This window comes from Chitinophaga vietnamensis (assembly GCF_902167635.1).
Lineage (GTDB): Bacteria > Bacteroidota > Bacteroidia > Chitinophagales > Chitinophagaceae > Chitinophaga > Chitinophaga vietnamensis.
In genome coordinates this window covers 232,248-245,859 of sequence record NZ_CABHMS010000007.1, presented here as the reverse complement: position 1 = coordinate 245,859, position 13,612 = coordinate 232,248, and the positions used below count along the sequence as shown (strand labels likewise).

12 protein-coding genes are annotated in these 13,612 nt (G+C 51.3%); 11 read left to right on the top strand and 1 reads right to left on the bottom strand.

The window, feature by feature from the left end; all coding sequences use genetic code 11:
- Window positions 1–107: 107 nt before the first annotated feature.
- The 8 genes from FPG75_RS26065 (at window position 108) to FPG75_RS19645 (ending at window position 9,080) form a co-directional block, all read left to right on the top strand.
- The gene (locus FPG75_RS26065; RefSeq protein ID WP_161596856.1) at window positions 108–254 is read left to right on the top strand and encodes a hypothetical protein; all 147 of its coding nucleotides are present in this window, start codon (window positions 108–110) and stop codon (window positions 252–254) included.
- 153 nt (window positions 255–407) lie between these two features.
- On the top strand, window positions 408–554 hold the full coding sequence (locus FPG75_RS26060) for a hypothetical protein (RefSeq protein ID WP_161596855.1): 147 nt from the start codon (window positions 408–410) through the stop codon (window positions 552–554).
- 222 nt (window positions 555–776) lie between these two features.
- Window positions 777–2,231, top strand: a complete 1,455-nt coding sequence (locus FPG75_RS19670; RefSeq protein ID WP_143309075.1) for an RICIN domain-containing protein — start codon at window positions 777–779, stop codon at window positions 2,229–2,231.
- A gap of 257 nt (window positions 2,232–2,488) precedes the next feature.
- Window positions 2,489–5,311: a TonB-dependent receptor gene (locus tag FPG75_RS19665; protein WP_143309073.1), complete on the top strand. Its 2,823-nt coding sequence runs from the start codon at window positions 2,489–2,491 to the stop codon at window positions 5,309–5,311.
- A gap of 20 nt (window positions 5,312–5,331) precedes the next feature.
- Complete coding sequence (locus FPG75_RS19660; protein ID WP_143309071.1) at window positions 5,332–6,729, top strand: hypothetical protein; 1,398 nt, start codon at window positions 5,332–5,334, stop codon at window positions 6,727–6,729.
- 128 nt (window positions 6,730–6,857) lie between these two features.
- Entirely contained in the window at window positions 6,858–7,898 is a 1,041-nt protein-coding gene (locus FPG75_RS19655) for an exonuclease/endonuclease/phosphatase family protein (RefSeq protein ID WP_143309069.1), read from the top strand.
- Between the two features lie 76 nt (window positions 7,899–7,974).
- Window positions 7,975–8,454, top strand: coding sequence for an ester cyclase (locus FPG75_RS19650; RefSeq protein WP_161596854.1), 480 nt, complete (start codon window positions 7,975–7,977; stop codon window positions 8,452–8,454).
- Between the two features lie 41 nt (window positions 8,455–8,495).
- Window positions 8,496–9,080 carry a Crp/Fnr family transcriptional regulator gene (locus tag FPG75_RS19645; RefSeq protein WP_143309065.1) on the top strand — a complete coding sequence of 195 codons (585 nt, stop codon included), beginning with the start codon at window positions 8,496–8,498 and terminating at the stop codon, window positions 9,078–9,080.
- A 127-nt stretch (window positions 9,081–9,207) separates the two neighbouring features.
- Here the strand turns inward: FPG75_RS19645 and FPG75_RS19640 are convergent, their stop codons facing one another.
- Window positions 9,208–10,422: an aminotransferase class V-fold PLP-dependent enzyme gene (locus tag FPG75_RS19640; protein ID WP_143309063.1), complete on the bottom strand. Its 1,215-nt coding sequence runs from the start codon at window positions 10,420–10,422 to the stop codon at window positions 9,208–9,210.
- Between the two features lie 114 nt (window positions 10,423–10,536).
- On the opposite strand from FPG75_RS19640, the gene FPG75_RS19635 reads away from it, so the two are divergent.
- The 3 genes from FPG75_RS19635 to FPG75_RS19625 all read left to right on the top strand — a co-directional run bounded on the left by FPG75_RS19635 (window position 10,537) and on the right by FPG75_RS19625 (window position 13,518).
- A complete protein-coding gene (locus FPG75_RS19635; protein WP_143309061.1) occupies window positions 10,537–10,998 on the top strand; it encodes an Lrp/AsnC family transcriptional regulator in 462 nt (153 codons plus the stop codon).
- Between the two features lie 68 nt (window positions 10,999–11,066).
- Window positions 11,067–11,915 (top strand): NAD(P)-dependent oxidoreductase, encoded by an 849-nt coding sequence (locus FPG75_RS19630; protein ID WP_143309059.1) that lies wholly within the window; start codon window positions 11,067–11,069, stop codon window positions 11,913–11,915.
- Window positions 11,916–12,192: 277 nt separating this feature from the next.
- Window positions 12,193–13,518 (top strand): GntP family permease, encoded by a 1,326-nt coding sequence (locus FPG75_RS19625; protein ID WP_143309057.1) that lies wholly within the window; start codon window positions 12,193–12,195, stop codon window positions 13,516–13,518.
- Window positions 13,519–13,612 lie beyond the last annotated feature (94 nt).

Genomic DNA, 13,612 nt, shown 5'->3' with positions numbered 1-13,612 from the left:
TCAGGTGCCTCTGTTTTTGTCAGTACTACTACTGATTTTTCATAAGAGCATCAATAACGCAGTTAGTAAAACTAATTTGGTGGTTGTAAACCCAAAAAAATAATGTTATGAAAAAACAACCCACCAAAAAACTGACACTCGGTTCCCTCAAAGTGGCCCGCCTTTCCCAGCAAATGCCTCAGGTAGTAGCAGCTACCGTTTACACTTTTGTTTGTACACACGGCGCCCCCGGATGCCTCACGCCACGTTGCTGAGGTACTGCCGGAAATAAAGAGGGGACGCCACTTTCGGCGTCCCCTCTTTTGTAAGTAGAACTACTGAAGTACTACTACTGGTTTATTGAAAATGCGATAATAGCGCAGTCGCCAAAACTAATTTGCTGGTATAAACCCAAAAAAATAAATGTTATGAAAAAACAAAACTCCAAAAAACTGACACTCGGCACTATCAAAGTAGCCAATCTTTCACAGGAAGTTCCTGCCAATGCCAAGCTCACCATCTACACCTGCACTGACCTCTGCACGGCGCGCCGCACCTGCTCTGATTTCTGCTAAGTAGTACTGTTCGTGGTAAGCAATGCAACGAAGGCTGTATCACTCCCCCGATACAGCCTTTTTATTTAGCCTTTCACAATAATTTTTACAGATAACAGTTTTTATGTTGGAGAGCAAATAAAAGAATCAATAGCCCTATTGTCATCAGTGAACGATGAAACCCGTGCCAGGGATGTATCAACCACGTCTTTATTTTTTCTATCCTAAACAAAAACTGATCCGATGAAAAAACAAAAACTCCTGTCATTGGCTGCCATTGCAGTCAGCACTACCCTCTTTTTCACTGCCTGCCGCAAAGAGCAGGACGCCGGCAACGCCAACACCCCCGCAGCACTGAAGCCCGACAAAGACGGTATGGTAGCAACGCCCTATGGCAAAGTACCAGCCGCGCGCGTGATTGCGGTGGATAACCATACCACTGCCCGCATCGCTAATGGCCACTTGCAGAAAGTAGATATTGCCAGCGGCAAGGTATTACAGGATTTCGGGCAGCTCTCCGCTGAAGAGCTGCAAAGCCGCGACCCATACCTGTTTGCGGCCCGCCTGCGTAAAGAGCCGCTGGGCATGCCCGCTGGTCAACAGGCTGTCAGCACCGAACTTACCGGCACTAACTATCCCGGCTATACGGCGCAGGCGTCAGCTACCAACATCCAGTCCTTTTCCACTAAATGGACTGTGCCGCCGGTGCCACAGGAATCTACCAGTACAGCTACTACCTTCCTGTGGAATGGTATCGATCGCGGCTCGCTGCAACCCGTGCTGATGTGGGGCGCTACCGCCGGCGGCGCTTTCTATGCGATCGCCAACTGGTACTTCCTTGGCGGCAATTACTTCCATGGCACCTATGTGAATGTATCTCCCGGCACGCCGCTCGAAGGTGTGATCACCTACATCTCCTATGATGGCGCCAACTGGACCTACAAAGAATCATTCACCGGCTATCCCGCCGCAGATGTAACGGTAGTACGACCCACAGAAGCTACCGGCGTAATCGAATGCTGGGAAGCCTATACGAATATCCTCACACAGTGGCCGAACACCGACAAAGCCACAATGACAAACATCCAGCTCACTACCCGCAGCGGCACGCCCCCGGCCAATTTCAGCTGGTCTGTATCCGGCGGCGCTATCACCACGCCATCCGGCAATAATACCGTGATCGTCAATAGCAGCACACAAAATGGAGAAGTGGATTTTTATTTCGGCGGCAGCGCTCCTGCTGATACCGGTATCGTATCCGGCGCCGTATATAAAATAGTTTCTACCACCAACAACAGCAGCGTACTGGATGTTACCGGCAGCGCCACCGCCGACGGTACCAAAGTGGAACTGTGGAGCGAGAACGCTCCCATCACAGCCAACCAGCAATGGATGGTGACCAGTACCGGCAACGGCTATTATAAACTGCAGCCGCAGAACGCGCCCGCTAAAGTGATGAACGTAACCGGCAATGCCAGCGCTGACGGCACACAGGTAACTATCGCTACGGATAATGGCGCCAGCGGCCAGCGATGGAAGATCACCGCTGTAGGCAATGGTATTTATAGCCTGTCGCCCGCCTGCGCTACCGGCTCCTCGCTGGATGTTTATGCCAACAATACCGCCAACGGTACCAAGATAGAAATATGGGGCAGCAACACATCGCCCGCACAGCGTTTCCGCTTCGTGAAGCAGTAATGAAATCTGGAGCAATTCTGTAGTGGTTATCATGATAAGATGACGGCCACAGAATTGCTCCAGATTTTTTGCATATCAATAGTAGCAGGCACTTTTGAAGGATAAAGTAATTTTTTTACGCAGAGAAAACCGCATAATCTATCCCTTTAATAATAACAAAAGGTTAATTTAAGTTTATCAAATAATTAAATGAATGGAAGGGCTTGAAAGGCATCTCTCTTTTTGAAGAGATTTGTTTCACTAAACCAAAATTCATCATGCCCTCTTCTCCCTGTAAACTATTGTCATTATTAGGTGGAATTTGTTTTTCCCTGCCGGCCTTCGCTGGCATCATCAAAGGAAAAGTATCTGATTCAAAAACGCACGAGCCTGTGGTGGGCGCGGTAGTAGAAGCAGAGAATGGAAATGCCAAATACAGGACCGCTGTTAATCTCGATGGCAGCTTCGTATTCCGCAACCTGCCGCAAGGTAGCTACGAGATCAGGATCAAATCTGTTGGCTATAAAACTTCCGATGCATTCAAGGTAACGTTGAAAGATGTAAACGCTGCAGAAACACTGGGGAACGTTGAACTGAAAGATGATATAAAGGAACTGCATGCCGTAAACGTTACCAGCGGCAATGTGCATAGCGACAGCTACGCGCGCGGCCTGGAAAAGAACCGCGATGTGATCCTCAACATCCTCTCTGAAAGGGCCATCCAGCTGCTGCCCGATGTAACCGTTGCCAACGCATTACAACGCGTGAGTGGCGTTACCATCCAGCGTGATAACAGCGGTGAAGGCCGTTACGCGATCATCCGCGGGATGGCGCAGCGTTATAACAACACACTGGTGAATGGTATCAAGATACCCAGCCCGGATGATAAATACCGCTTCGTACCGATGGACCTCTTCCCTTCAGAAATGCTGGAAAGACTGGAAGTGATCAAAGCGCTGACCGCCAACATGGAAGGCGATGCGATCGGCGGCACCATGAACCTCGTCATGAAAAGCGCGCCGGATCATTTCCTGCTCACCGCTAACGTAGCAGGCGGTTACTCCACGCTCTTCTCCAACAGGCCTTTCAGCGCCTTCGACCATAGCGGCCTCGGTAAATCATCACCCGCCGAGATTAACGGCAACGGCTATACGGCCACAGCAAAAGATTTCTCCATCAACCAGTTTCATTATAACGATAAATCTGCCCCGGTGAACATGACTGCTGGTCTGACCATCGGCGACCGTTTCATCAACAAGAAACTGGGCGTGATCGTTTCTGCCAGCTACCAGAATTTCTTCCGTGGTTCCAACACACAAACCATCATCCCCAGCGCCAACACCGACATCGTGCCGGAGCCTACCCGCCTGATGATCACCGATGTGATGGACAGAAGATATTCAACGCAAACCAACAGGATCGCGGTGCACAACAAGATCGACTATGTGTTCAACAGCCGTAACAGCATCTCCCTGTATAATTTCTATGTACATCAGAACGAGTACCAGACCAGGTACACCAATGATACCACCTTTGGCACCAACTCTTCTGCCGTACAAAAATCTGTTGACGTAGAATACAGGAGCAGATGGCAGATACAGGATATCTACAATGCTACCCTGCATGGCGATCATCAGCTGAGCGATCGTGTAAGGTTCGACTGGACCGGCGTATATTCTATCGCCAAGAGCAATGTGCCGGATATGTCGTCTTACAATTTCAACTCCAACGTATTCTTTAACGGCAATGGCAAAGCTACCGGCGCCGACTCTTCCACCTATGGTGCGGGAGTAGGCCATACCTGGCAGCACAATACCGACAAAGACTGGGCTGCTTATGCCAACCTCGCCTATACGCCACGTTTGTTTGGTCAGGAAGTAGCATTCCAGGGCGGTGGATTATACCGCTATAAAACCAGAGACAATTACTACAACGATTATTCCCTGAAACCATTCTACGGCACCACGCAGGCCTTTCATACCATCGATACCCTGTCTCTCTTCTTCAACCCTTCTTCAAATGGCAGCGGCAGCGTAACAGCTATCACGCCTAATACTTACACCGCGCACGAATATATCACCGCAGGATACGTGCAAGTGAAATTCCTGCTGCTGCCGAAGTTGCAGGTACTGGGCGGTGTGCGCATCGAAAATACCCAACAGGATTACACCACTGTAATGCCTGCTGAATTTGACGCCCGCTATGGTAAAATTCATTATACGGATGTATTGCCCAGCATACACTTCAGGTATATGATGGGCAACCAGCAACTGCGCCTGTCGTACTTCAAATCCATCAGCAGACCGGGCTTTGGAGAGATCGATCCGTATTCAGTTCATGGCGAACAATTCACCGAGATGGGCAACCCGCACCTGAAACACGTACGCGCAGACAATATCGACCTGCGCTATGAACTGTTCCCGGGCGGCTCCAATCAATTGCTGCTGGGCGGTTTCTACAAACAACTGCAAGACCCGATTGAGTATTTCGTGATCAACCAGGGCGGCCCCAGCAACCTGAACATACAGGCACAGAACACCGATAAGGCCACCAACTTCGGTTTTGAAGCCGTGTACACCAAATATTTCGGTATGTTCGGCGTATCAGCTAACTACACCTATACGCACTCCGAAGTAACGACGCTGAAAACCACCAAATACTACGATAAGGTACTGGCGCAAACGCAAACCGGCGTTACCACGCAAACAAGGCCGCTGCAAGGCCAGGCGGCGCACATCGGCAATGCATCCGTGTTGTATAAGAATCCGAAGATCGGACTGGATATGCAGGTGGCATTCTCTTACACTGGCGACAGGATCGCGCAGGTGTCTGCCTGGTACGGACTGGATATCTGGCAGAAGCCTTATACCCAGCTGGACTTCTCCCTGGAACAGCGTTTGGCAAAACACTTCTCTTTCTACACGAAAGTGAATAACATCACCAACTCCGCATCCAGACTGTATATCAAAGTGGATCCTGCCGTACACGACTACTTCGTTGCACAGGGATTACCTAACCAGGGTTCCGGCGATCATATCATCAACATGGAAAAACAGATCGTTTACCTGAGCTTCCTGGCTGGCTTTAAATACAAGTTCTAATCATCCTTAATACAAAATACATGAGAAAGATATTCATTCCAGTGATCACTATGCTGGCGGTACTGAGCTTAGGCACCGGCTGTAAGAAATGGGCGGATGAGAAAACAGATATTTATAAATACACCCCGCCTCCGGGCCAGGCGGTGAGCGACGCTACGCCGCTCAGTGGCGCTATCAAAGGCGTAATGCTCTCCGGTAAAACCTACACCATCGGCGGCGACGTATACATAAATCATGGCGATACGCTGCTGATCCAGCCTGGCGTTACCATCAATGTGACCAACAGCGCAGGTATCGTAGTGCGTGGTATCCTTGTAAGTCTTGGTACACAGGCAAGCCCGGTAACGATGACGGTGCCCGGCCTGAAGAAAGATTATACGCCCGGTCTTGCCTACGCGGCAGATTCAGCACACAGCAGCAACCGCCTCTGGAAAGGTATTGCCGCCGATACTTCCTGCCCCATGCTCGTAATTAAATGGACGCATATCGATTTCGCCGGCGCCAGCTATGGTAAATCATTTGGTCCGGCCGTGCAGCAGAAAGCTACTACCGCCTACAACCTGTTATTCCAGAATCCTAATGGCGCTTTCATCATGGAAGACAGCTGGGTATGGGGTGGTACGGATGATTGTATCCGCGTGTCTAATGGCAGGATCCATGTGTTCCGTAACACTTTCGAAAAATGTAATGGCACCGGTGGCGACGTAGTGAATGTAAAAGGCGGCACCGTAGGCACCATGGCTTATAACTTCTTTATCGGCAGCGCCTATAACGGACAGAAAGCTTCCAACAAAGGCCAGCCCGTAGGTGCGCCGCAAACGAGCGTGGTGATGTACAACAGCACCTTCATCAATGGCGGCAGGGGCGTAGTGCCCGGCCAGCGCGGTTCTACCACTAACTTTGAAGAAGGCGCCAGAGGCGCGTACTATAACAACGTAGCGGTTAATTGTCGTGTAGGCTACCGCGTAGTAAACAATCCCGCCGCCGATACCGCTAACCTGAGCTATGGCAACAACTATCAGTATGCCGACTCACTGGTGATCGCCAACAACTTCTTCACTACCGGTACCGTATGTACGAAACCGCAAGCGACCGACCTGCCTGCTCCCTCCAGCTACCTGCCTGCTAACTTCGACTATATGAATCCGAAGTACGACGGTACGCCCGTTGTGCAGAAGCTCAACCCGATGTTTGTAAATTATCCATTGCCCAGCCCTTATTCGCCCTGGGGCCTTACTGCCATAGGCGCCTACAATTTTCATATCAAGCCGGGATCACCCCTGATCGGTAAAGGCTATACCGCCGTACATCCGCTGGTGGTAGTACCGATCGATCCGATCTTCGGCGCAACGGAAGTAACGCCGCCCGGCAGCGATCTCGGTTGCTACCAGGTGAATGGTTCCGGTAACCAACATTGATGAAATATGATCTACCAACATTTCGCCCCTGCGGGGCGTTATATTGGTAGATAAAAAAATATGACCTGCCGGCATCCCGCCCCCGTAGGGGCGGAATGTCGACAGGCTTTTTGTTAAAAATTTTTCTGATGAGAAGAATGTTTTCCCTGGCCGCTATCATAGCCGCTATGTCTTGCTGCGGGAAAGGCAACAACAGCGAACCTGTACCAGCCCGCAATTACAACCCTGACACCCTCCGCGTGATGGCTTACAATGTGCTCAACTATGGCGATGGCTGTCAGGGCAATATGGATTCACTAAACGCTTATTTCCGCACCATCATCCGGTACACGCAACCCGATATACTCAGCTGTGAAAAGATGTACGCCCCCGGCCATCCGGCGGAAACGATTGCATCGCAAGTGCTGAACGTGGCGTTTCCGCAATGTTACGACTATGCCAAACCCACCAACACCACTAACGGAGATGATGTTTCCGTGCTGTTCTACAACAAGCAAAAACTGGGTTACGTATATACGGAAACGTTAGTATCCAACATCACCGACTTCGATCTCTACAAATTATATTATAAAGACAGTACGCTTGCGCAAACGCATGATTCCCTCTTCCTGTATGTAGTGGTGAACCATACCAAATCCGGCAGCAACAGCGCTACCCGTGATCAGCAGGTGACGGCGGAAATGCAGGCATTGCGCCGGCAATTCAAGGTGCTGCCCAATGTGATCAATATGGGAGACTTCAATACACATAGCAGTATGGAAGATGGATATCAGACCATTGTATCGGGAGATAGCACTACCGCCATGTATGATCCGCCTTTCTTCCCGGATGGCAATGCGCATTATCCTGTGAACTGGGACGTAAACCCTGCATTGGTAGCGCCTTATCTCACTACCTCCACCCGTTTGCTGGCCACCGTGCCGAACAGCTGTGGTACCAGCGGTGGCGCTAAATCCTGGTTCGATCATATTTTTATTTCAAGACCATTGCTGAGTGGCAGCAACCATATGCAGTACGTAAAAGGTTCGTATCAGGCCGTAGGTAATGATGGCAACCGGATCAACGCCGACCTCAATGATCATAACAGCATTGCGCCGCAGGCCGTACTGGATGCACTGTTTCAGTTCTCCAACAAATACCCGGTGATGATCCGTGTAGCGATACATTAATGCGCAGATATCCATTGATCCAGATCACAAAAAATCTGCTGCCGCTAACGGAATTTTGATGCATAAAAAAAGCATCATGCGAAGAATGTTGTTATACCTGCCCTTGTGGCTGCTGGTATACGCCTGTGTGCAATCGCCCGGAAAGGCGGCACAGAACAGGAAGATCGTAGAACGTTATTTTACGGAAGTATGGAACGGCGGCCAGCTGGATGTGCTGGACCAGTTGCTGGCCCCACAATACATCAATCATACGCCCAGCACGCCCAATCCGCCAGTAGGCCCCGGCGGCCTGAAACCCATTGTGGCCGCCATCCGCCGGGCATTCCCCGACCTCCATTTCGAGATAAAGGATATGGTGGTGAACGACAGCATGGCCGTTGCCCGCCTGGTGATGACCGGCACCCAGCAAGACAGTCTCTTCAACCTTCCGCCTACCGGTAAAAAGATCACCGTAAACCAGATCAATATTGAAAAGATCGTGAATGGCCGCATCGCAGAACACTGGCGCGTTACCGACGATCTCACCCTGATGCGGCAGCTGGGTTTTGTGCCATAATAACGGAATGTTGTATCTATGCATGGTAAATACTCACGGCCATGCACGAGTTACTGATCCGGAATTGCAGCCGGCATATCACGCTTACACCGGCGGATATCGCGCGCATACCTGCCTTCTTCCAATACCGTAAGGTGAAAAAGAAAACCTGGCTGCTGGAAGAAGGCAACGTATGCAGGGCCGATTGCTTTGTGCTCAGCGGCTGCCTGCGCATGTACGAAACCAGCAACGATGGCCGCGAAAACGTAGTGCAGTTTGCCCTCAGCGACTGGTGGATCGCCGACCTCTACAGCCTGCTCACCCATACGCCCTCCGCTTACAATATCGACGCATTGGAAGATGCAGAAGTACTGCTGCTCGACCATTCCATGCGGGAAGCGCTCTTCCGCGAAATCCCTGCCATGAATATCTACTGGCGTATCATCATGGAAAACGCTTTCATCGCTACACAGCGGCGCGTGTTGTTATTGCAACAGCCTGCGGAAGCCCGCTACCTCGATTTCCTGGAACGTTACCCGCATTTTGAGCAGCATATCCCGCAACATCAGATCGCTTCTTATCTGGGCATCACCCGGGAATCGCTGAGCAGGATAAGGCATGCGGTTTTCAGAAGAAGGAGTGTTTGACGCGATTAGAGCCCTTGAAGCGCTTTAAGCGCTTCAAGGGCGGCAACCTTTGTATGCTTCTGGCAAGTATAAATGTGTCACGTTCGCGGCTCATAGCCCTTGAAGCGCTTTGAGCGCTTCAAGGGCTTCAAACCAACGTCTTCAACGTGTCTACAAAAATGTTGATCTCTTCCTCCGTATTAAAATAATGCGGAGAGGCGCGTAGCGCCCATTGCACCTGCTTCTCATCAAAATCTATCACGGCAAAATTGCGGTAGCTCGGCACTACATTGATCCTGCGTTGCAGCAGTTGCTGCACCAGGGTATCTGGCTGTGCGCCAGCGATGGTGAAAGTTACCAAACCACCTTTTTCCGGGCCGGTATCGAGCACCCGTAAACCTTTGATGGTGGCCAGTTCGCGCCGCAGGAGGCCCGACAGGTATTTCACCTGTTCCCATATCCTTTCTTCACCGATATGCAGGCAGTACGCTATTGCCTTGCTGGTGGCGAGTACCAGCGAATAGGCAAATTCCCAGTCTTCGAAGCGCATGGCTGTTTTGCGTGGCTCGTAGCGGTCTTTGGCTACCCACTCCGCACCGCGCATATCGATGAAAAGTGGTTCCAGTCCTGCTTGCAGCGCCTTGTCGGAGATGTACAGGAAACCCGCGCCGCGCGGCCCTCTCAGGAATTTGCGGTTGGTGACGCTGAGGAAATCGCAGTGGAGGCTTTGTACGTCGAGTTTCATCTGCCCGATCGACTGGCAGGCATCGAGGATGTACCATGTTTTGCCTTCGTGCGTGTTGATATAATCTTTATAGATCTTGCCGATCGCCTGTACCGGTTGTACCAGCCCCGCATTGGTAGGGATGTGCGTAATGGCCAGCAGCCGCGGTTGCAGGCGGTGTAGCTGCTGTTGCAGGTCGTGCAGGTCCACGCCGCCTTCCGGCGCATTCCTGATATGCACGATCCGGATACCAAAACGTTTCTGACAGGAGAGGAACTGCAATTGATTGGAGATGAAATCGTCGTTATCCGTGAGGATGATATCTCCGCGTTCAAAAGGGATGGCCGACAAAGCGCGTGTATACGAGTCCGTTGCACTGGCCGTGAAAGCGATGTTATCCGCATGGCAGTTGATGAGCTGCGCTGCCAGCGTATAAAAGTGACGGATCTCTTTGGCGCGGAGCGCTGCCGCCTCATAGCCGCCGATGGTGGATTCCAGCGTGATGTGCGCTTGCAGCGCCTGTGTGACGCTGTCGGGCATGAGGCTGGCGCCTGCGTTATTGAGATGGATCACCTGCGCGCATCCGGCGGTGTCCTTGCGGAAGCCTTGTATCTCTTCCGGTGTAAAAAGTGTGGGCATATCGCTGTTGTTTTTTGCTGTCACAAAGCTATTTTCAGCGTGCTGCTTTTTTTCTGCAAAGGAAGCTCGCTCACGGTTTTTTTAGGTAGTTTTGATAGCTAAAACGCGGAAAAAATGCATGAACTGGATGATTTCGATAAACAGCTGCTACGCCTGCTGCAACAGAACAACCGCCTCACCGCCGACGAGCTGGCCGCTACCGTTAATCTCAGCCCTTCCGCAGTGCAGCGCCGCCTGAAGAAGCTGCGCGAAGAGAAGGTGATAGAGGCAGATGTATCGATCATCTCGCCCGAAGTAGCCGGCATCGGCATCACCTGCGTAGTGGATGTGGTATTGCAGGATGGCAATTCCCGCGAGCTGGAAAAATTCAAAGCCACCATGCGCCAATGCCCGGAAGTAATGCAGTGTTATTTCGTTACCGGCACCTATGATTTCGTGGTGATCGTGAATACCCGCGATATGCGCCACTATGAAGACTTCAGCAAGCAATGGCTGATGGACAATCCCAACGTGAAGCACTTTTATACGCATGTGGTGATGGACCGCGTGAAAGTAGGATATGGTATCGCCATATAATCCTGTCATTTATCGTATAGGCGTTCACGGTAATAAAAAGTAATTTCATCATCTAAAAAATAATTACAATGGTAGCATTCTTAGGTATGGGCCTTTTGGGGGCGAACTTTGTTCAGGCGCTGCTCGCCAAAGGAGAACAGGTACAGGTATGGAACCGTACCGCATCAAAAGCAACGGCGCTGGAAACTTATGGCGCCAAAGCATTTGCGCAGGTGACGGATGCCGTGAAAGGCGCGGATGTCATCCACCTCACTTTGAAAGACGACAGCACCGTTGATGAAGTGCTGGCTGCCGCCGCGGCAGGGCTGAAACCTGGCGCCACCATCATCGATCATACCACCACCTCGGCAGCCGGCGCGATACAACGCACGAAAGACTGGAAAGCCCGCGGCTATACGTATTTGCATGCGCCGGTATTCATGGGGCCTGTGAATGCGTTGGAAAGTACTGGTACCATGCTGGTTTCCGGCGATCAGGAAGTGGTGAAAAAATGGGAGCCTACGCTTTCAAAAATGACGGGCAAGGTGCTCAACTTCGGTCCGGAAGAGGGCAGGGCTGCCGCTATGAAGCTCATCGGCAATCTCTTCCTCGTCACTTTCACCGCAGGTATCGCCGACACCTTATCGCTCGCAAAAGCGCTGCACGTGCCGCTCAGCGACATCACCTCCCTCTTCGATACCTGGAACCCGGCTACCATGCTGCATGGCCGCATCCAACGCATGACCTCCGGCAGCTACGATAAACCTTCCTGGGAACTCAACATGGCCCGCAAAGATACCGGCCTTTTCCTCGACGCTGCCGCCAAAGCCGGCGTGCCGCTGGCCGTAATACCCGCCATCGCCGAAGAAATGGACCGCTGGATCGCCAAAGGCCATGGTGGCGATGATTGGACAGTGATCGCGAAGAACAGCTTGTAGGTTGTCTTTGCTCAGGATTATATGGATTGAAAGGATTACCAGGATTTTTTTTATCAGGATTAATAAAGATTGACGAAGATTAATGAGAAGATTATTTCGAAGATATTCGCGACAATAGCCCTTGAAGCGCTCAAAGCGCTTCAAGGGCTGAAACCTTGTTGATCTTCTCATTAATCTCCGCTAATCCTTATTAATCCTGAAAAAAAAATCCTGGTAATCCTTTCAATCCTTATAATCCTGAGCAAAGACAACCTTCGCGTAAAACCTCATTAATCCTATGGTGTCAATCACACAAAGCCTGATCGCCCTGTTGGCAGGGATTACGCTGATCGTATTGCTGACAGCGCGTTTCAGGGTACATGCATTTTTTGCCTTGCTGCTGGCGGCTATCCTTACGGGGATGTTGCTGGGATTGACTTTTGCTGAGATTTTGACGGTGATCAAAAGCGGGTTTGGCAACATCATGGGGGCATTGGGATTGTTGATTGTATTGGGTACTACGCTGGGACTGATACTGGAACATACCGGTAGTACCGCCGTGCTGGCCAGTTATGTGCTGCGGCAGACAGGTACGCAGCGCGCAGCGATGGCGATGAGCATGATCGGGTATATTGTTGGCATGCCTATCTTTTGTGATTCCGGGTTTATTGTGCTGAGTGGGCTGAACAAGGCGCTGGCAAGGCGTTCCGGCGTTTCGATGGTGATAATGGCTTCCTCGCTGGCAACGGGCTTGTATGCGGTGCATTGTATGATGCCGCCGCATCCGGGCATTACGGCAGCTGCGGGTACTATACACGCGGAAGTAGGACAAGTGATGCTGTATGGTTTGCTGATCGCGATACCCGCTGCGGTGGCGGGTTATAGCTGGTCGCTGCTGATGGGCAGGAAACTGCCGCCGGCTGTGATAGAAGAGGAAGAGGCTTTGCAGGAAACGGTGCAGGGACCTTCGGTGCTGATGTCGGTGTTGCCGATTGCTGTGCCGGTATTGTTGATTGCCTTACGTTCTTTAGCAGGTATGGAAACGGCGCCACCGGGCATGTTATTGCAATTGATCAATGTGGCCGGTATGCCGGAAGTAGCGATCAGTGCGGGTATCCTGCTGGCCCTGGCGGGCGGCCCGTCGGTAAGACGTAATGAGTTGCCCCGTCTGCTGCGCGAAGGTGCGGAGAAAGCCGCAGGTATACTGGTGATCATCGGCGGTGGTGGCGCCTTCGGGGCGATACTTGCCAAAGCCGGTATTGGCGGGCATATCGCACAGTATCAGTCGCTCGCAGCGATGGGTTTGTTCCTGCCTTTCCTGGTAACGGCCCTGCTGAAAACAGCGCAAGGTTCTTCTACCGTAGCGATTATTACGGCGGCTTCCATCTTGCAGCCGCTGCTGCCCGCATTGGGCATGGATGCCGGCCACGGCCCGCTCCTCTGTGTGCTGGCGATGGGCGCAGGGTCCATGATGATCTCCCATACCAATGATGCGTATTTCTGGGTGATCTCTAAATTCTCCGGACTGGAAATCAAAGATATGCTTCGTGTATACAGTACCGGTAGTGCGGTGATGGGTATCACCGCTATCTTATTTATATACTTGCTGTCATTTTTGCTGTAAATATGACGGGTATTGAGTTTCAGCGTTTTGAGAGAGATTTGTGCAAACGTTTGCATTTTTCATGGGATTTTCCTAGTTTAGATGCATCATCCTA

Coding starts and splice junctions, on each gene's coding strand:
- FPG75_RS26065 (WP_161596856.1), top strand. CDS start 108: ATGAAAAAACAACCCACCAAAAAACTGACACTCGGTTCCCTCAAAGTG.
- FPG75_RS26060 (WP_161596855.1), top strand. CDS start 408: ATGAAAAAACAAAACTCCAAAAAACTGACACTCGGCACTATCAAAGTA.
- FPG75_RS19670 (WP_143309075.1), top strand. CDS start 777: ATGAAAAAACAAAAACTCCTGTCATTGGCTGCCATTGCAGTCAGCACT.
- FPG75_RS19665 (WP_143309073.1), top strand. CDS start 2,489: ATGCCCTCTTCTCCCTGTAAACTATTGTCATTATTAGGTGGAATTTGT.
- FPG75_RS19660 (WP_143309071.1), top strand. CDS start 5,332: ATGAGAAAGATATTCATTCCAGTGATCACTATGCTGGCGGTACTGAGC.
- FPG75_RS19655 (WP_143309069.1), top strand. CDS start 6,858: ATGAGAAGAATGTTTTCCCTGGCCGCTATCATAGCCGCTATGTCTTGC.
- FPG75_RS19650 (WP_161596854.1), top strand. CDS start 7,975: ATGCGAAGAATGTTGTTATACCTGCCCTTGTGGCTGCTGGTATACGCC.
- FPG75_RS19645 (WP_143309065.1), top strand. CDS start 8,496: ATGCACGAGTTACTGATCCGGAATTGCAGCCGGCATATCACGCTTACA.
- FPG75_RS19640 (WP_143309063.1), bottom strand. CDS start 10,422: ATGCCCACACTTTTTACACCGGAAGAGATACAAGGCTTCCGCAAGGAC.
- FPG75_RS19635 (WP_143309061.1), top strand. CDS start 10,537: ATGCATGAACTGGATGATTTCGATAAACAGCTGCTACGCCTGCTGCAA.
- FPG75_RS19630 (WP_143309059.1), top strand. CDS start 11,067: ATGGTAGCATTCTTAGGTATGGGCCTTTTGGGGGCGAACTTTGTTCAG.
- FPG75_RS19625 (WP_143309057.1), top strand. CDS start 12,193: ATGGTGTCAATCACACAAAGCCTGATCGCCCTGTTGGCAGGGATTACG.